This window comes from Mucilaginibacter sp. KACC 22063, assembly GCF_028736115.1.
Lineage (GTDB): Bacteria > Bacteroidota > Bacteroidia > Sphingobacteriales > Sphingobacteriaceae > Mucilaginibacter.
The window spans coordinates 1989368-2008650 of sequence record NZ_CP117877.1 but is presented as its reverse complement, the minus strand read 5'-3'; the positions used below and the strand labels follow the sequence as shown (position 1 = coordinate 2008650).

The following is a 19283-nucleotide window of genomic DNA, read 5'->3' as shown; positions in this document are numbered from 1 at the left end:
GCCGAATACAGTTAAAATGTAATGGCGATGTCAACGAAAAAAAACAACTTATACCAAATGATTTTTACACAACCGCTTCGAGATGTTTGGCATAAGCAACGAGACGATTGCTTCCGGCTAAATAATAGTTTTCCGGGTATGAAGCCTGTTGAATGCATCCCTGGCATATTGGTTTTTAATGCGCTTTAGATCAGCATAATTATCTTGAAAGTATACATGAGTTGGTATACACGCATCTTTAAAACTGATAAATGCCCCTTTCGTCTCCGGGAAATCAAAGTTCCTGCATTCCTGTAACCAATCTAATGCCTCGTTGACATACAGTTCAACGTTCTTATTTATTTTTTCCTGGTTCCACCAAACCTGATATTGTATGGTGTAGGGGCAATTCTTATACGGGAATGCGCTACCTTCGAATTTATCCCTTTTACTGGCAACCGCTTTGCTATTGTATGCTTTATAAAAAGGCCCCGCAATTGCGCCTATCGTTATGTAGCATTTTAACCCTGCATCAAAACCTTTCTGACTAAGTAATTCGGACTGGAGACTTTTAATGAGCCTTGCCCTTCCGATCTTTCCAAGTCCACCACCTTTGTTGCCCGGCTTAACTAGTCTTGAAGTGATTTTTCTTGGCGCCGCTTCATCCTGGTCGGCCGGAATGAATTCAAAACTATTCAATCCCTGATATTTAAGTTGCAGATGACTTTCCCGGTCCCAGTCCACCACCCTGTCCCATGCAGAAAGACCTCCCCAGAAACTTTCATAAGCCGCATTGTTGTCCAAGGTGGCATCAGCAGGGTTCCCCAACAATCCATCCGAGAAGCTAATTTGATAATCGCCATAACCAAATTTAAACCAGTTTTTTATGACTTTTGTAATGGCATCTTTGGGGCTTGAATTACTACTCTGGTAATAACCATAAAAATAACATTCATGTCGTGCGTCATCTGCTTTTTCTGTTATCTCCCAGCTTGCCATTATTTTCATATTGGTACCTAATAAGTCCGGATGGTCTCCGGTAATAATCTTTTCCCATTTTTTCAATATTTTCATTACCGGCCCTCCGCGTTTCCAAGCCACCGTAAATTTGGTGGTGTATGGCGGGAGCTTAAATGTTTTATAGATTAAGCGGGTAACAATACCGTAGCTCATGCCGCCTCCGCCCCTTAATGCCCACAACAACTCCCGGTCTTCGGGCCTCATTGGTGTTGCTTTTTTTTCTTTGGTAATGTTTGGCAATAATTTTTCATCCCACAACTCTTTTACAGTTCCATCCCCCAAAACGATGGTTACACCAGCCAAGCTTTCACACCCCATACCTTTAGCGCGCGTCCATGGCCCCCAGCCGCCACCAAATGTGTAACCAGCCACTCTGACTGAGTGGCAGGTGCCATGTGGTATGCCCACGCCATTTGTATTCAGTTGTTTGATCAGGTCCATAAATTGGATGCCCGGATCAATGGCTGCATAGCGGATGTGCTCCCCCGTTTCCTCGGTTTGGAAATCGTACACTTGCACCGTGTTCATACCAGACAGGTCGATCACTAGGGCATCTGTACCCATACATTCCCCCTCATGGTCATGTTTGCCGGAACAAACGCGTATAGGCCCGTCAAAAAAAGGTATTAGTTTTACAATAGATTGTACATGTTCCGTTGTAAAACACATGGCGATATATTTCGGCATAAAATCGTAATACCTGTTATGGATTTTTCGTTGCTCATCATAGTAGTAAGATTTGCCGTTGTAGATGATCTCCTTGTGATCTATACTCAGCAGCAACGGGATTTCGACACTTAGTGTATTGACAATATCCAGACGATCGGCAAATTCAGACAGTTTACTGACTGCACTTTTTAAATAAGACACAAACTCATCTGCTCCGCGTACGCTTTTTTCATACATTAATTCGGGTTTGGAAAGGAAGTCTAAAATTGTTGACATGGTTTAGCTTGCTTAGGTTAACTAAATTCGGTTTTAAAAAAAGGATAAAGTATTCGTGGCTATACTTCAACCCTGTCGTTTCAATTACAGCTACCACGGCCAATGCCGTGCAGCCGTAAATATTATCCGCACAGGGACCAACCTTTGTTCAATATCTCATCTTCGCCAGGCCGGTCATTTTTATAGGCAATTGCTTCCGGAATACCAACTTCAGGTAAATGCACATGAACAATAAAATTTGTGTTTTTGGTATCAAGCTGTTTGATAACCGCCTCCAGTTCAGGCATTGTTGATACTTCGAACCCTTTACCGCCAAAAACATCAGCCAGTTTTGCGTACTTCCATTGGTGCATTTTATTGTATGGATACACCTCGTTCATGTTTTCCACTTCATAATGGATTTTTTTAGAGCCTCTAAACGGATTAGGGTTTGTCAGCATTTGCTCAATACCATAAATCGTATTATCGAGTACAAATACAATCGTATTGTGGCCCAACCTCGCCTGATTGCTTATTGCCTGGCAAGTTTCCTGAAAAGCGCCGTCACCTACAAAAACAACTACCTGTTTTTCGGGCACGGCACATTTTACGCCGACTGCAGCCGGCACAGAATAGCCTATAGAAAGCCAGGACGCCTGAGCTACAAAGCCATTAGGCTCTTTAATATGCAAGCCCTGTGCGCCCAATAAAGCAAAACCAGCATCAGAAACCACTAAATGGTCTTCGGTGATATACTTATTCATCCGGCCAAAAAAGCTGTCGAAAGTAAGCGGCAATTCCCGTTCTGCTTTCGAAGGTTCAACAACAAAAGTCGTGTTGGTCACTTTTTTTTCGTACATGTGATGAGGCTCGTATTCTATTCCCTTGAGTTGACGGTTGAGCTCAATCATGAAATCACCAAGTGCAACGTTAGGCTCAAATTGCGCGCCTATTCTTACGGACGAATGATTGGCTAATACCGTATGCTCACCCCAAATATTAAACCCTCCCAGATTTTTACCTGTTGTCCAGGCTCCGAGCCCTATTTTAACACCAGCCTTTTTGAACCGTTCCTGCACATCTTTGGGTGAGGCATTACCATTAAAAACCCCACGGAAATACGGATTGCTTTCTGATACGATTGATTTACCCATGATGGAGGTGGTAAACTCAATCTTTGTTTCTTTTACCAATTTTAAAAAATCGTCCTGTAGGCCTTTGCGTTGTATTTCCTCACCAGCCCAAAAAATCGGCGCCCCAAATTCTTTGATCAGCTCTACAGTTTTCTTGGCCGCTTCTACTGCGTTCTGCACACAACTTTTATAACCTTTTATAACCAGGCTATGTTTAGGTGCCTCGCAGGGCATACGCCATACATCCTCAAAAACTTCAAGATATACCGGACGACCATAGATAAGGCAAGCGGTTAGTACAGCATCAATCTTATAGGGCGCGTCTATACTGCTCATCACTAGTTCAGCGGCAACCGTTACATGGCGGTAGACATTAATATTACTATACATATCTCCCGTCATATGGGAAGCCAGCAGACCTTCGCCGATACTTTTCATCTGGTCTGCATTAGTGGGCGAACCATTAATCACCAGGACCGGGCAGTGCTCCACATAGGAGCCTGCTGTAGCGTTGAGCAAAGTAAAAGCACCTACACCATAAGTTACTGCAACGGCGGCAAAACCTTTGAGCCTCGCATACGCATCGGCGCAATGGCCCGCATTAATTTCATTGGTGTCGCCAATAATCTTAATCTTATCCTGACTTTGATCTTCATCAATCGTGTTTAGAAATGGGGCCGAATAGTTACCGGCAATGCCGAATAAATGTGTAAGGCCAAGTTCTTTTAACCGCAATAACAGGTAACCTGCAACGGTTGTTTGGGTTAAGCTTTCCATCGTTTTCAGAAGGTAACGTTAGCAGTGGTTGTGTTAGTTACACGCGCACCCGCGTTAACCGAAGGTTCAAGAAGGGCATTCAGGTAAACTGGTGTTTCGTTAACCTCAAGCGCAGTTCGTATGCCCGATTCAATGGCGCCTTCTATCCATGCATGTTTTAATGAAGCATGTTCACCTGCAAAATGCGCCTTGCCATCCCATTCTGTTTTCACAATATGCTTTTGCAGTAAATGTAACTGGCCGGGATTAAATATGGCCGCTTCGCCAAAGGCATACGGGTCCTGCATCCAGCTTTGTGTAGCACCTCCAACAATGTTGCCGGGATCCGCATTGTTGCTTTGATCCCGTTTTTCCGCCTCATTGGTGACATGTAATACGGCAAGATTTTTTATCCGTCGCTGTTCCGCCAGGTCAGCCGGTGCATGCATTACGGCAATGTTCTCCAGCGCAGTTTGGTACCTGTCGATATCACGCATAGAGTCCCAGCGACTTGCCTCGTCAGACCAGCAATAGGAAGCAAGTATCAAACCGTGTCCCTCCTTACCGATATCCTGGCTGGGATAATAGACAAACCTGTTGGCAAGATCAGTAATGGTACCACCTCCAATGATATTATAAGGGGGGTTTTCCCACCAACGCTCTTTAAATTCTAGTAATACCTTGGTTGCCGAATCATAGTGCAGTTCGCGTATGGCCCTGCGTTTTTCCTGGCTAAATTTGGGCCATACATGTACCATACGGAAAGCAGAAAAAGGGATGGCCACAATCACTTCGTCAAATTCTTCGGTGTCTATTCTCTGATTTTGTACAACATATTCATCTTTTGCCTGGTCTTTCTTTTTATGGTCTTTCTCTCTGTCGGTAGTTACTTTAACTTTACCGGTATGTTCATTGATCCATAACTTAGTTACGTGACAGTCGAAATAAACCTGATCATGCAGCTGATGCTTTTCAAAAAACCGTGTAGTGAGCATATCTGTACCGCCTACGATCTGGCAAAACTGAGTATCATCCTTAATTACATTCGATTCAATAAAGCTCTGGATAAAATCATAGGCCAGACGTGATTCGAGGTTTTGCAACACAGCGATCATCTCTATCGCATTTTGCGAATACAGTGATTCCATCAAAAAGCGCATCATCGAATAATTACCGTAACGTTCTATCAGTAACGGCCAGTTTTTGTGTGGGTTTTGCGCCAGGAATTTTTTTAACGGGTTTAGCAATGCACCTAACAGCTGATCGGCACGCTGATTTTCAAAGTTATTAGGGCTTGTTTCTAAATGATAATCCAGCAGCTTGTTTACATCAACACCTTTTTGATAATATTCGCTTTGTATAACTTTAAGGTAGTTAACAAAGAGTAGCGAGTTACGCTCCTGTTCAGGCAACTCTCTACGTGTACCATCTTTGTAAGCTATAGCCTGTTCTTTATTTACCGAAACGTAGTAAAACGGCTCTGTTTTCAATTCAAGCTGTTTAATATACTCCATCACCATCAGGTGGATACTCGGTATACGCATGGCGCCGGCCTCGCAGTAAAGGGAGTCGTCCTCAAAATATTTTTTCCCTTCAGTGTTTCTGAAGGTTTTTATACGGCCGCCAACACGGGTGTTGGCCTCGGCTATGGTAACCTCATGCCCTACCTGTTTTAACATGGCACCGGCAACCATACCAGCCATGCCGGCACCGATGACCAGCACCTTTTTTTTCTTTTTGGGTTGGGGAATTTGGGTACGAATGTAATCAAGATACTTTTGGATAACGGGATCGGCGCTTTCATCAAGAAGGCCATGGAGATAGTTTTCCATTTTGACAAGGTGGTTAATTGTGATTAATAAGGTTGTTTTGGTAAGATAAAGCTATGTACAAAAAATATTATTTAAAAAAAATATTCGCTTTAAATACAAGAAAAAATAAAGAGCCGGTAAGTTAGTTATCAACCAACAGTTAGGTTTAAGCAAAATGTCTGATTAATTTGATAACCGACTATATCATCTTTCCGCTTTTAAATTTGCTTTACGGTAAATGTTTCAGCAATTAGAAAATGTTTGCCTAACCTTTAAGCATTATTTCCATATTTAATGGATTAATTAACGCATATAAACTGGTCGCCCAATTTATTGACATCGTTAACTGACGTCGGATAACACTTCTTCCTACTTTTCACCCTAAAATATATACATACAGCGCATTTTAAAGTCAACAATCTCCCGGTTGGCTGGATGCGCCAAAATGAAATGAGCTAGGAAAGGTAATGACCACTCGAACTAACCGAATAAAATAACATTAATTATAACTTAAAATTCACAACGGAATATTAGTGAAATCAATGTACTATTGATTTAAATCCCAAGGTGGAAACTTGTTCAATGGTCGGTTACCTTAGAAGTAATATTTTGACGGTGATCCATTTGGTTTGATTTTTAAGTTTATTTTGTGATCACTGTCTTGGAATCAATAACCATATTTTGCAGTTTTGCTTTTAGAATAGCCATATCAGCACCAACTTTTTCATCTAACATCTTAGCGTAGTGCTGAGTGATGCGTAGGTTAGTATGTCCTAACATCTTAGATACCGTTTCAATCGGGACACCGTTTAACAGGGTGACAGTGGTTGCAAAGGTATGCCTAGCTGTATGGAACGTGACTTTTTTATCAATACTGCAAAGGTCAGTTATTTCCTTCAAGTAAGCGTTCATCTTTTGATTGCTTAAGACAGGAAAAACCTTGCCGCGCGTAATGCATTGGGGATGATTAGAATATTTATCTATTAACTGAAGCGGCACAGGAAGCAAAGGTATGTTGGCAGGGGTTTTAGTTTTCTGCCGGTTAACTTGTATCCAGTTAGCACCGTCTAAACCCTTTACAAGTTTATTATATTGCAGCTTTTGTACATCGATGAATGCCAAACCCGTAAAGCAGCAAAACACGAATATATCACGTACCTGTGTCAGCCTTTCTGTAACAAACGTCTTATCAATCATTCTTTTTAATTCATCAGTAGTCAGGAAAGCCCTGTCAACCCGCTTCATAGTATGTTTATAATTAAGGAAAGGGCTGGTTGTTGTCCATCCGTTGGCTTCGCACTTGCGAATGATCTTGCCAAAATTTTTCATATTCTTCACCGCCGTGTTGTTCTGGCAGTTACAGCTTGACCGTAGAAAGTAATCATACTCAGTTACAAAAGTGTGATCAACGTTCCGAACATCAAAATCATTTACCTTATATTTCCATTTTATGAAGTCCCGTGTATGGCGGAGCGCCGTCTCAAAACAGGTCAGAGTTCCTTTGCTGTAGCTTCCTTTATCAACTAGAGTGGCCATTTGTTCGTTATGCTCTTTAAAGATCTCGATCAGGAGCCTTGGCTTGTCATCTTTGCCAGTTAACTTGTTCTTAATTGTTTCTGCACTGATCGTCAAATTAGCTTCTGATAATTGCCGATGTGCTTCATAGACTTTTTGGGTCAGGTCATCCAGGTAAGCATTAAACGCCCTGATTTCCTCTTTGGAACCATTAACTCGGCCAGCAGCGGCATTCCATCGTTCAGGAAGGCACTCGCGTCCTGTGGTCACTTCTGAGCGTTTACCGTTAACGGTTATGCGCATGTAGATTGGTGCTGCACCCGACTGGTAGTTCTTTTGCTTTTTCATATAGAAAAGCAGGCTAAAATTAGTTTTCATGTTTTAAACATTAAAAGTGAAACAAAATTAGCTTTGCAGGAAGCTTCAATCAAGATGTTCAATTTCTGAACTCGCTGTTAATCAAAAAGTTGTAAGCAATTCGGTGAGTAGTTTTCGAGCTATGATTTACTCACCGAATTACTCACTTTTTTGTAGTGATTTGATGAATAAAATAGCGTTTTGGCAGCAACAAAAAAAGCCTGCAATCATTTGATTTGCAGGCTTTTAATTCATTTTGATATAAAACTTGGCGGTGAGGGAGGGATTCGAACCCTCGGTACAGTTTCCCGTACGTCAGTTTAGCAAACTGATCCTTTCGGCCTCTCAGGCACCTCACCAGTGTTTTGATTATGTAACCCCGTTTTGGGACTGCAAATATAGCAAAACGCTAAAAGCAGCAAAATAAAATTTACACTTTCTAATAATCTATCCTTACGTGGTAAATACTCATCAGCATTTTTTTGAAAATATCCTTTATGGTCTGCAGATCTTTTAACGTAATATTTGAATCGTTTAATTGCCCCTGATCTAATTTATAACTGATAATACGATCTACTAAGTTACTGATTGACTGCGCATCGGGTTCTTTCAGCGACCGCGATGCCGCCTCCACAGAGTCGGCTAACATCAACACTCCGGTCTCTTTTGAGAAAGGTATCGGCCCCGGATAACGGAAAATATTTTCATCAATAAATTTTTCAGGAAAATTCTTCAAGTACGACTGATAGAAGTAATCAACCCTTGTATTTCCGTGATGGCTGCGGATAAAATCGACCACAATCTCCGGTAAATTATGCTTGCGTGCAAGTTCGGCTCCTTTGCTTACATGCTGAATAATGATTTGCGCGCTCTGTTCATAAGAAAGCTTATCATGCGGATTATAACCCGAACTTTGATTTTCTATAAAATACAACGGGTTCTCTATTTTGCCAATATCATGGTACAAAGCCCCTGCCCTCACCAGCAGCGCATTACCACCAATACTGTAAATTGCATTTTCTGCAAGGTTAGCGACCTGTAACGAGTGCTGGAAAGTCCCAGGTGCGCTAAAAGCCAACTGACGTAGTAGTGGCGCATTGGTATTGGTTAACTCGATCAGCGTAATATCTGATGTAATACCAAACACACGCTCAAAAGCATAAATCAACGGATAAGCCAAAAGCGTAAGCAGCACGCTTACAACAAAAGGGAAGAAATCCATCCAGTCGATGCTGTTAATACTGCCTTCGCGAATGAAAGATATACCTAAAAAGGCAACCAGGTAGTTAAAAGTGATAATCAGTGCCGAAGTAAGGAACTGATCACGGCGTATCAGGTTTTTAATACTGTATATGGCCACCATACCGGCCGTAATCTCATAGAAGCCAAATTCAAAGCTGTTAGGTACAAAGAACCCGGCTACGAGTATTACCAGAAGGTGTATGTTTAGTGCCAGCCTTGTATCAAAAAGTATCCTGATGATAATTGGAACAATACAATATGGGATGTAGTACAGGTTTGGTAACTGTACCCTTATGGCCCATGATAGCGTGGCCAGCATGGCCGTTGCTACCAATAAAATAAGCCCTACAAGCCTGTTATCATGGTAAATGTCTTTTCTGAACAGGTAAAGGAAAACAATAAGTAAAATAACAATTATAGATACCAGTAAAAACTGCCCCAATAATACCAGGTTCCTATCACCGTTTACGCGGGCATTATCTTCAAAAGCTTTTTTATAGGATTCCAGTTTCTGGTAAACATCATTATTGATTACTGATCCTTTTGCTACAATCACCTCGCCTTTTTGCACCATTCCATGCGTGAGCGATAAGCCATCAAGCACTTCCTTTTCAAGCCTGGATGTTAGTTTATCATCATAGATCAGTGTATTCTGAATTCGGTTCTGTATCAGATTTAAAATAAAAGCTTTGTCTAAAGTGGTTTTACTTAATGCCTGTTCGCAATAAGCTAATGCACGGTCTTTGGTAAAGAGTTCTGTTGTATTTCTATCCGTAGCAATGTTATGGTCTAATATGGTAATAGTATAATTCTCGTTATTATGCTGATACTTTGAATTTAAACTTAGTACCCCTTTGCCATAAACATACTCTAATAAATTAAGTCCTGTCTCAAAATAACGTTTCTTTAAACGCTCATTTAAACCGGCATTGTGCCATTTTATTTCAAAATCATTGTTATAGCCATCTTCCTGCTGCTGGCGTATATTATCATCAGCCTGGTAAATTGGCTTTACACTTTTCAGGGCCGCCTGACGGTCGCTTTCTATTTCCTGATCAGTTTTTAAAATGGCGAAATTATAAGGAGAGATCAGGTCCTTCTGGTTCCAGATACGGCCCTTTTCATATTCATACCTGAATTTTGCTTGTTTGGGTAAGGCAAATACAATTACACAAATAGTTGCCACAACCATTACGTATTTCAGGTTATTAGCGTATTTGCGTAAAAGCGCTCTTTGCCGCGAAGAGGAAAGTTTTGCCATCGATTATATTAAGCGTTCAAAAATATAAAGTTTCTACCATTTATATGAATACCTTATTTTGAGTGGTTTAGTTCTTATCTTTTCGTTTACACTATAATAAAATTAACTTTGCTCATCAATTTATAAATTTATGAGGGAAGTATATATTGTTGCTGCCACACGTACGGCTATCGGTAGCTTTGGAGGCAGCCTTTCATCATTATCTGCTACGCAATTAGGTGCAGCGGTCATCAAATCAGCTGTCGAAAAAGCAGGAATAACACCAGATCAGGTTCAGGAAGTATATATGGGCAATGTGATGTCGGCCAATTTGGGGCAAGCCCCAGCCACACAGGCGGCTAAATTTGCCGGCCTTCCCGACGTACCTGCAACAACTGTTAATAAAGTTTGCGCATCAGGCATGAAAGCTATGATGCTGGCTGCACAAAGTATTGCCCTTGGCGAACAGGATATCATAGTTGCCGGCGGAATGGAAAGTATGAGCAATGTGCCTTACTATCTGGATAAAGCCCGTAACGGTTACCGTTTAGGTAACGGACAGATTATTGACGGCTTGGTAAAAGATGGCCTTTGGGATGTATATAACGATTACCACATGGGTTCGGCAGCGGAGCTTTGCGCAACAGAATGCCATATTAGCCGCGAAGACCAGGATGCCTTTGCCATAACATCTTATCAACGCGCGCAAAAGGCACAAGGCGAAGGAAAATTTAAGGAAGAAATTACCCCGGTTGAATTAAAAGATAAAAAAGGTACAGTTACGCTGTTTGACCAGGACGAAGAACCTGCTATCGTTAAATATGATAAGATACCAGGCCTTAAACCTGTTTTCGCAAAGGAAGGCACCGTAACTGCAGCCAATGCATCTACACTTAACGATGGCGCTGCCGCACTGGTATTAATATCAAAAGAACGTGCAGAGGCTTTAAATCTGAAACCACTTGCCCGCATTGTATCTTATGCAGATGCACAACAAGCGCCAGAGTGGTTTACAACTGCTCCTTCAAAAGCATTACCTTTAGCATTAAACAAAGCAGGCTTATCTACAGAACAAATTGATTATTTTGAGATCAATGAAGCTTTTTCAGTAGTGTCTATCGCTAATAACCAGATTTTGAAACTTGATCCGGCAAAGGTGAACGTAAACGGAGGCGCAGTAGCGCTGGGCCACCCGCTTGGGGCATCTGGCGCGCGCATTATTGTTACCTTATTAAACGTACTTAAACAAACCAATGCACGTTATGGTGCTGCGGGTATATGCAACGGCGGCGGGGGTGCAAGTGCAATGATAATTGAAAATATACTTTAAGTATATATGAATAAAATAGTCATCATAAGTCTTTTATGTTTATTTCCTTGCTTACTTAATGCACAAGCATCTCGCTCACGAAGCAATACGGCTATACTCGAAGATAGCCTGGAAAGCCTGGGAAAAAAGATGATTAACCACCCCGAGGAGTTGGAGCGTAAAAACGCAAACTACAGTTTTATACGCACCCTAACCACGGTTTTAAGACAGCCAAATTCATACAACTTTAAGTTTGATTCGGTTAAAAGCATCACCATCATTAATTCGCCTGATAACCGCTTCCGCATTTTCAGCTGGCATATCATGAATGAGGATGGCAGCTACCGTTACTATGGTACCGTCCAGATGAATAACAGCGGCCCGCTGGTTATGCATCCGCTGGGAGATTATTCGCCCCTGATAAAAAGCCCGGAAGATACCGTGACCGATAACACCAAGTGGTATGGCGCACAATATTATCAGATTATCCCGGTAAATGCAGGTACGCCTTACTATGTATTATTAGGCTGGAAGGGCAACACCGTAAAATCGACAAAAAAGGTGATCGATGTACTTTCCTTTAAGAACGGGCAACCCGTTTTTGGCTTACCTGTTTTCGAGGGAAACCATAAAACACGAAAACGGATTGTATTTGAATACACGCGCCAGGCATCCATGATGCTGAAATATGACCAGGCGCATAACATCATCGTTTTTGATCACCTGGCACCGCCTGATAAAAAAATGGATGGCCTTTACCAGTTTTACGGCCCCGATTTAAGTTACGATGCTTATAAATTGCAGGGGGGCAAGTGGATATTTCAGGAAAATCTCGACCTGCGTAACATTGCCAGCCCTAACGACTTTGACGTTGACCCTAAAAAACAGGCAAAACAGGATTTATTGCAGGCAAGCCCGGTACACCATTAACAACATTTAACCACCTAATATTAGTAATAACATATTTTAAGCCGAATAAAATTCTGATTTAGCGGATAAATCTTATTTTCGAAAAATTTTTAAATTAAACTATGAGTGCAGAACCAGATCTTGTATCAGTAGACGGGTCTTTAGTGCAGCCTGAAAAAGGCCACCCGAAAGGCCTATACGTATTGTTTTCAACCGAAATGTGGGAGCGTTTTAACTTTTATGGTATGCGCGCCCTGCTTACATTGTTCCTGGTAAATGCGCTTTCCTTTTCTGATAAAGATGCCGCAATTATTTACGGAGGTTATCTTGGGCTTTGTTATTTAACGCCAATGCTGGGCGGTTACATCTCCGACCGCTATCTCGGTAATCGTAACAGTATCATTTTTGGCGGCATGGTAATGGGTATTGGCCAGTTACTGATGTTTGTGAGCGGTTACGTTTATTCGGGTAATATTGACTTGGCGAAAACATTTTTATGGGGGGCTTTGGGCGTTCTGATCATTGGAAATGGTTTCTTTAAACCAAACATATCCTCTATGGTGGGGCAGCTTTACAAAAAAGGCGACAACCGCCTTGATGCCGCCTTCACTATCTTTTATATGGGTATTAATGTTGGCGCCTTGCTGGGTATGAGCATTTGCCCGATACTGGGCGATGTTAAACATGGCGAAATACGCGTAGTTGAGGCATTTAAATGGGGTTTCCTGGCGGCAGGTATTGCCATGTTTGTAGGTACCGTATCTTTCATGTTCCTCAAAAACAAATACCTTAATACCACCGACGGACAGCCTATAGGTACTAAACCTAAACATGATGGTTCAACCCTTAGCCCTACAGACGAAGCTGAAAAAGCCAACTTTTCAAACACTTCTGTTTTATCCGTAGTGGTTTTAATGATCGCTTTATTTTTTGGCATCCACTGGTTATCTGTAGATCCAAATCCAATTAAAAGCTGGGTATATCCATTTATTTATGCTTCGGGTATCAGCCTTGCCGTATTGATCTTAACTGACAAGTCAATAACCAAAGTAGAACGCGACAGGATCTTGGTTTTATATGTTGTTGCTTTTTTCGTGATCTTTTTCTGGTCGGCATTTGAGCAGGCTGGTTCATCCTTAACCTTTGTTGCCGATAAGCAAACCGATACGCATATTTTCGGCTGGCAAATGCCGCCAAGTCTTGTGCAAAATGCAAACTCATTCTTTATCATCGTTTTTGCGTTTCCGTTCAGCTGGCTTTGGCTTAGATTGCAAAAAAATGGCAGAGAACCTATTTCTGTTGTTAAACAAGCTATTGGTTTGTTGTTCCTTGCAATAGGTTATTACATCATTGCGGTACAGGTTGAAGCGATTGGCAACACAGGTAAATTAGCTGTGATCTGGCTGATCATCATGTATCTGTTCCACACTTTTGGTGAGCTTTGCCTCTCGCCTATCGGCTTATCGCTGGTGGCTAAACTTGCACCCAAGAGATTCTCATCTTTATTAATGGGTGTTTGGTTCTTAGGTAACGCTGCCGGTTACGCACTGGCTGGTACACTGGGTGCATTAATACCACCAACAGGTGATAAATACCAGCTTGCGGCTTCAAAAGGCATCGACCTTAAAGCAGTACTTGATGGTAAAATTGCCGCAACAGCGCAACAAATTGCCGAACTTGCCAAAGACAAGATCGACATCCACTACCCTACATTTGTTGGCTTTACCATCCACAACCTTTACGAGTTTTTTATGGTGTTTGTTACCCTTGCGGGTGTGGCATCGCTCCTGCTGTTCTTAATCTCAGGATTGTTGAAAAAAATGATGCATGGTGTGCGATAGAAAATTCATCAACAATTAATAATAAATTAAGATATTTGGGCCGTATGATTATTCATACGGCTTTTTAATTTTTCGACCAATACTACATCAAACCCCGGTGGCCGACAGCATAGTAATTATTCCTACTTATAACGAAAAGGAAAATATAGAACGGATGATCCGTAAGGTATTTTCTTTACCCCATGATTTCCACCTGCTCATTATTGACGATGGATCGCCTGATGGTACTGCCACAATTGTTAAAAGGTTACAACAAGAGTTTCCCGACCAGCTTTTTATTGAAGAACGTGCAGGTAAACAAGGCTTGGGTACCGCTTACATTCATGGCTTTTACTGGTCTAAGAACCGCGACTACGAATTCATTTTCGAGATGGATGCCGATTTCTCCCACAATCCGGATGACTTGATCCGGCTGCGCCAGGCATGTATTGACGGTGCAGATGTGGCCGTTGGCTCAAGGTATATCAAGGGTGTAAACGTAGTAAACTGGCCTATGAGCCGAGTACTGATGAGTTACTTTGCATCGGTTTATGTACGCTTTATTACCGGCATTGATGTGCAGGATGCTACTGCTGGATTTGTATGTTACCGCAGGCGCGTATTTAACGTACTGAAACTTAAAAAAATAAAGTTCGTGGGTTACGCCTTTCAGATAGAAATGAAATATACAGCCATAAAGCATGGCTTTAAACTGGTAGAAGTCCCCATCATATTTACCGACCGTACAGAAGGCACTTCAAAAATGTCGACCGGCATTTTTCGTGAAGCATTCTTTGGCGTGATCCAAATGAAGATCAACAGCATTTTCAGGAAATACCCGGAAGGTTAGAAATGTGCAGATATGAGCATGTGCAGATGTGCTGATTAAATAAAAAATGATCTGCATATTTTCACATTTGCATATTCGCACATCAATAAAAAATGCTAATTTCGTTGGCAAATGAACGAGAATCTTAATCCTGAACGCGAGCGTTTATCAGCGACTGAACGAGACATTGAAAAAGTGCTTCGTCCGCAGGCGTTTGAAGATTTTACCGGTCAGGAGAAAATATTGGCTAATCTGCGTGTGTTTGTTCAGGCAGCCCGCTTACGCGGCGAGGCGCTTGACCATGTGCTTTTACACGGCCCTCCGGGATTGGGAAAAACCACCCTCTCGCACATCATTGCCAATGAAATGGGCGTTGGCATTAAGATCACTTCAGGGCCTGTATTAGATAAGCCCGGCGACCTTGCCGGTTTGCTTACCAATCTTGAAGCTGGCGACATCTTATTCATCGACGAGATTCACCGTTTAAGCCCCTTGGTTGAAGAGTACCTTTACTCGGCCATGGAAGACTTCAAGATCGATATTATGCTGGAGTCGGGTCCTAATGCCCGTTCGGTACAGATTTCTTTAAATCCGTTCACTTTAGTAGGCGCTACTACGCGTTCGGGCTTGCTTACAGCCCCTCTGCGTGCGCGCTTTGGCATTAATTCAAGACTTGAATACTATGATGCAAAATTATTAACTACTATCGTATTACGATCTTCAGATATACTTAAAACTCCTATTACTGATGAGGGTGCTTACGAAATTGCCAGAAGGAGCCGGGGTACCCCGCGTATAGCCAATTCGCTATTGAGGCGCACACGCGATTTTGCACAGATTAAAGGGAATGGCAGTATAGATACAGACATTGCCCAGTATGCACTTAGCGCATTAAATGTTGATGAGCATGGCCTTGATGAAATGGACAATAAGATTTTGGTTACCATCATCGAAAAATTTAAGGGCGGGCCTGTTGGTTTAAAAACTATTGCCACTGCCGTTGGCGAAGATGAAGGCACTATAGAAGAAGTTTACGAACCTTTCCTGATACAGGAAGGTTACCTGATGCGTACATCCCGCGGACGTGAAGTTACCGACTTTGCCTACAAACATTTGGGAATTTTAAGACCGGGCGGTACTGCAACGCTTTTTTAATCAAATATTTTCTATTTTCGGGAACTTTACATCCTGAAATGAAAAAATTTATTTTTCCTCTGTTGGTGCTGTTCTGCACCAGCGCTTTTGCGCAATTAGTTAATCACGTTGATGAACCCGCCGAATGGGTCAATCCGCTAATGGGTAGTTTTTCAAAGGTTGACCTTTCAACCGGTAACACCTACCCCGCTATTGGTGTACCCTGGGGCATGAACATGTGGTCGGCACAAACCGGTAAAATGGGCGACGGCTGGATGTATACCTATGATGCCGACAAAATACGTGGCTTTAAGCAAACCCACCAACCATCACCGTGGATGAATGACTATGGGCAGTTTGCCATTATGCCTGTTACCGGTAGCATGAAATTCCAGGAAAATGACCGTGCAAGCTGGTTTAGCCACAAAGCTGAAGTGGTAAAACCTTATTATTACAGCGTTTACCTGGCAGATCATGACGTTACTACGGAATTGACCACTACTGAAAGAGCAGCGCAATTCAGGTTCACTTATCCTAAAAATGACAGCTCATTTATTGTAATAGATGCTTTGGACAGGGGCTCTTATGTAAAAATCTTCCCCGAGCAACGCAAGATCATTGGTTATACCACCAAATACGCCCGCGGCAAGCTGACTAACTTTAAAAACTACTTTGTTATTTACGTTGATAAACCAATCACCATTTCAAGAACTTGGCATGATAAAACGTTTTCAAACGATTCTTTAGAGCTTTCTGGCAAACACGTAGGTGCAGTTATCGGCTTTAAAACACGCAAAGGCGAACAGGTGCATTTAAAAGTAGCTTCATCATTCATCAGCTTTGACCAAGCAGAATTAAGCCTGAAACGCGAAGTTGGAAATGACGGCTTTGATGCTACCGAACAAAAATCACGCAGTATCTGGAACAAAACCTTAAGCCGCATCAGTGTTGAAGGTGGCTCTGTTGACCAGATGCGTACCTTTTACTCATGCCTTTACCGCATGCTTTTCTTCCCTAACAAATTATATGAAGTTGACGCACAAGGCAAGCCCGTACACTGGAGCCCCTATAATGGCAAAGTACTTCCGGGTTATATGTTCGCTGGAACAGGTTTTTGGGACACGTTTAGAGCATTATATCCTTTCCTTAACCTGATGTATCCTTCTATTAACAAGGAAATGCAGGAAGGCCTGATCAATGATTATAAAGAAGGCGGTTGGTTGCCTGAATGGTCAAGCCCGGGATATGCTGATATTATGGTTGGCAACAATTCGGCTTCGGTAGTGTCTGACGCTTACATGAAAGGCCTTCGCGGTTATGATATCAATAAACTGTACGAAGCATTATTGCATGGCGCTAATAACGAAGGCCCGATCAGTGCAGTTGGCCGTGCTGGTGTTAAATATTACAATGAGTTAGGTTACGTACCTTATGATGTAAAAATTAACGAAAACGCAGCACGTACGCTTGAATATGCTTATGACGACTTTACCATTTATCAATTAGGTAAAGCATTGCACCGCCCGCAGGCAGAACTCGACATTTATAAAAAACGCGCCATGAATTACAAAAACCTGTATGATCCTCAAACAGGTTTAATGCGTGGCAAAAATAAAGACGGCAGCTTTGAAACACCTTTCAGCCCGTTAAAATGGGGTGATGCCTTTACAGAGGGTAACAGCTGGCATTACTCATGGTCAGTGTTCCATGACATGAATGGTTTAATTAACCTGATGGGTGGCCGTCAGAAATTTGTGAACAAACTTGATTCGGTGTTTATCATCCCACCAATATTTGATGATAGCTATTATGGTGGTGTAATCCATGAGATCCGCGAAATGCAGATCATGAATATGGGCCAGTATGCACACGGCAATCAGCCTATTCAGCACATGATCTATCTGTATAACTACGGTGGCGAGCCCTGGAAAACTCAATACTGGGTACGCGAAGCGATGAACCGCTTATACAAACCAACACCTGATGGTTATTGCGGAGATGAAGACAACGGACAAACTTCTGCATGGTACGTATTCTCGTCATTAGGCTTCTACCCTGTTTGCCCGGCTACAGATCAATATGTTTTAGGTGCGCCATTATTTAAGAAAGCCGTTTTGCATTTAGAAAATGGAAAAACGGTTACTATTAATGCGCCTGCAAACAGTGCCGATAACAAATATGTATCATCACTAACATTAAATGGCAAACCTTACGGTGTAAACTGGTTAAGCCACTCGGGATTATTAAATGGTGCGGTACTTAATTTTAATATGACAGCACAGCCTAACAAAACCCGTGGTACAAAACCAACTGATGTTCCGTATTCAATGTCGCTTAACGATAAATAATTGCTGATATAAAGGGGTAAGCATAAATTAGTTCACTTATAGTTCATAGATTGTATTATTTTCGCCGTTGCTAAATCCAAATTTTTATGTCTAAAGTACTGTCATCTATCTTACCCCTTTGCATGCTTGCAACAGTTGCCTGTAAGCAAAAGTCTACGGACACTAATGTTGCTACTACTGAAACAAAAACAGTTAAAACTGAAACCACGGTAGAAACTAAAATTCCTGAAGGCAAACCAGCATCAAACGCCGAAATTATGACGCGTAAACAAGTTCCGGTGGTATGCTGGCACCAGATACGCGACTGGAAGTCTACAGATTCAAAAGGTGCAAAAGACTACATTGTACAGGTACAGGCATTTAAAGATCATATCAAAATGCTTGCCGACAGTGGTTACCATACTATTTTGCCAGATCAGCTTTATGCTTATTTAGCATTTAACAAACCACTGCCAAGCAAGCCTATTATGCTTACGTTTGATGATACTGACCTTGATCAGTTTACCATTGCCCGCCCTACGCTTGCAAAGTATGGCTTTAAAGGTGTTTATTTCATCATGACGGTATCTTTAGGCCGCCCGCATTATATGAGCAAAGAGCAGGTGAAACAATTATCTGATGAAGGCAATGTAATCGGCAGCCACACTTGGGATCACCACAACTTTAAAAAGTTTGCCGGTAAAGACTGGGAGATACAACTTGATAAGCCAACCAAAAAGCTGGAAGAAATCACTGGTAAAAAAATCAAATACTTCGCTTATCCGTTTGGTTTATGGAACGAGCAGAATTTGCCTGAATTACACAAACGCGGCTTTTTGATTGCTTTCCAGTTAGCTGATAAGCGTGATCCTAATGATCCATTAATGACGGTTCGCCGTATTCTGGATAGTGGTTACTGGAGTACAAAAACACTAAGTAACAGTATCAGAAATAGTTTCTAACTCTAATAAGATAAAT

General features: G+C 41.9%; 12 protein-coding genes and 1 tRNA gene. 7 read left to right on the top strand and 6 right to left on the bottom strand.

Going from position 1 to position 19283, the window contains the following annotated elements:
- Window positions 1-117: 117 nt before the first annotated feature.
- The 6 genes from PQ461_RS08885 to PQ461_RS08860 all read right to left on the bottom strand — a co-directional run bounded on the left by PQ461_RS08885 (window position 118) and on the right by PQ461_RS08860 (window position 9998).
- Window positions 118-1944 (bottom strand): FAD-binding oxidoreductase, encoded by a 1827-nt coding sequence (locus PQ461_RS08885; RefSeq protein ID WP_274303415.1) that lies wholly within the window; start codon window positions 1942-1944, stop codon window positions 118-120.
- A gap of 122 nt (window positions 1945-2066) precedes the next feature.
- Window positions 2067-3833 carry an alpha-keto acid decarboxylase family protein gene (locus PQ461_RS08880; RefSeq protein WP_274303413.1) on the bottom strand — a complete coding sequence of 589 codons (1767 nt, stop codon included), beginning with the start codon at window positions 3831-3833 and terminating at the stop codon, window positions 2067-2069.
- A gap of 5 nt (window positions 3834-3838) precedes the next feature.
- Window positions 3839-5644, bottom strand: a complete 1806-nt coding sequence (locus PQ461_RS08875; protein WP_274303411.1) for a flavin monoamine oxidase family protein — start codon at window positions 5642-5644, stop codon at window positions 3839-3841.
- 621 nt (window positions 5645-6265) lie between these two features.
- A complete protein-coding gene (locus tag PQ461_RS08870; protein ID WP_274303410.1) occupies window positions 6266-7516 on the bottom strand; it encodes a site-specific integrase in 1251 nt (416 codons plus the stop codon).
- A gap of 248 nt (window positions 7517-7764) precedes the next feature.
- Window positions 7765-7854, bottom strand: a tRNA-Ser gene (locus PQ461_RS08865).
- Window positions 7855-7934: 80 nt separating this feature from the next.
- Window positions 7935-9998, bottom strand: coding sequence for an HD family phosphohydrolase (locus PQ461_RS08860; protein WP_274303408.1), 2064 nt, complete (start codon window positions 9996-9998; stop codon window positions 7935-7937).
- Window positions 9999-10128: 130 nt separating this feature from the next.
- Here PQ461_RS08860 and PQ461_RS08855 point away from each other — a divergent pair, with 130 nt between their 5' ends.
- From PQ461_RS08855 to PQ461_RS08825, 7 genes are all read left to right on the top strand, one after another.
- Window positions 10129-11307 (top strand): acetyl-CoA C-acyltransferase, encoded by a 1179-nt coding sequence (locus PQ461_RS08855; protein WP_274303405.1) that lies wholly within the window; start codon window positions 10129-10131, stop codon window positions 11305-11307.
- 6 nt (window positions 11308-11313) lie between these two features.
- Complete coding sequence (locus PQ461_RS08850; protein WP_274303403.1) at window positions 11314-12216, top strand: hypothetical protein; 903 nt, start codon at window positions 11314-11316, stop codon at window positions 12214-12216.
- Window positions 12217-12317: 101 nt separating this feature from the next.
- On the top strand, window positions 12318-14036 hold the full coding sequence (locus tag PQ461_RS08845) for a peptide MFS transporter (RefSeq protein ID WP_274303402.1): 1719 nt from the start codon (window positions 12318-12320) through the stop codon (window positions 14034-14036).
- 97 nt (window positions 14037-14133) lie between these two features.
- Window positions 14134-14865: a polyprenol monophosphomannose synthase gene (locus tag PQ461_RS08840; protein WP_274303401.1), complete on the top strand. Its 732-nt coding sequence runs from the start codon at window positions 14134-14136 to the stop codon at window positions 14863-14865.
- A gap of 111 nt (window positions 14866-14976) precedes the next feature.
- Complete coding sequence (ruvB, locus tag PQ461_RS08835) at window positions 14977-15999, top strand: Holliday junction branch migration DNA helicase RuvB (RefSeq protein WP_274303399.1); 1023 nt, start codon at window positions 14977-14979, stop codon at window positions 15997-15999.
- A 38-nt stretch (window positions 16000-16037) separates the two neighbouring features.
- Window positions 16038-18326: a GH92 family glycosyl hydrolase gene (locus PQ461_RS08830; protein WP_274303398.1), complete on the top strand. Its 2289-nt coding sequence runs from the start codon at window positions 16038-16040 to the stop codon at window positions 18324-18326.
- A gap of 86 nt (window positions 18327-18412) precedes the next feature.
- Window positions 18413-19267: a polysaccharide deacetylase family protein gene (locus tag PQ461_RS08825; RefSeq protein ID WP_274303396.1), complete on the top strand. Its 855-nt coding sequence runs from the start codon at window positions 18413-18415 to the stop codon at window positions 19265-19267.
- The last annotated feature ends 16 nt before the right edge of the window (window positions 19268-19283 follow it).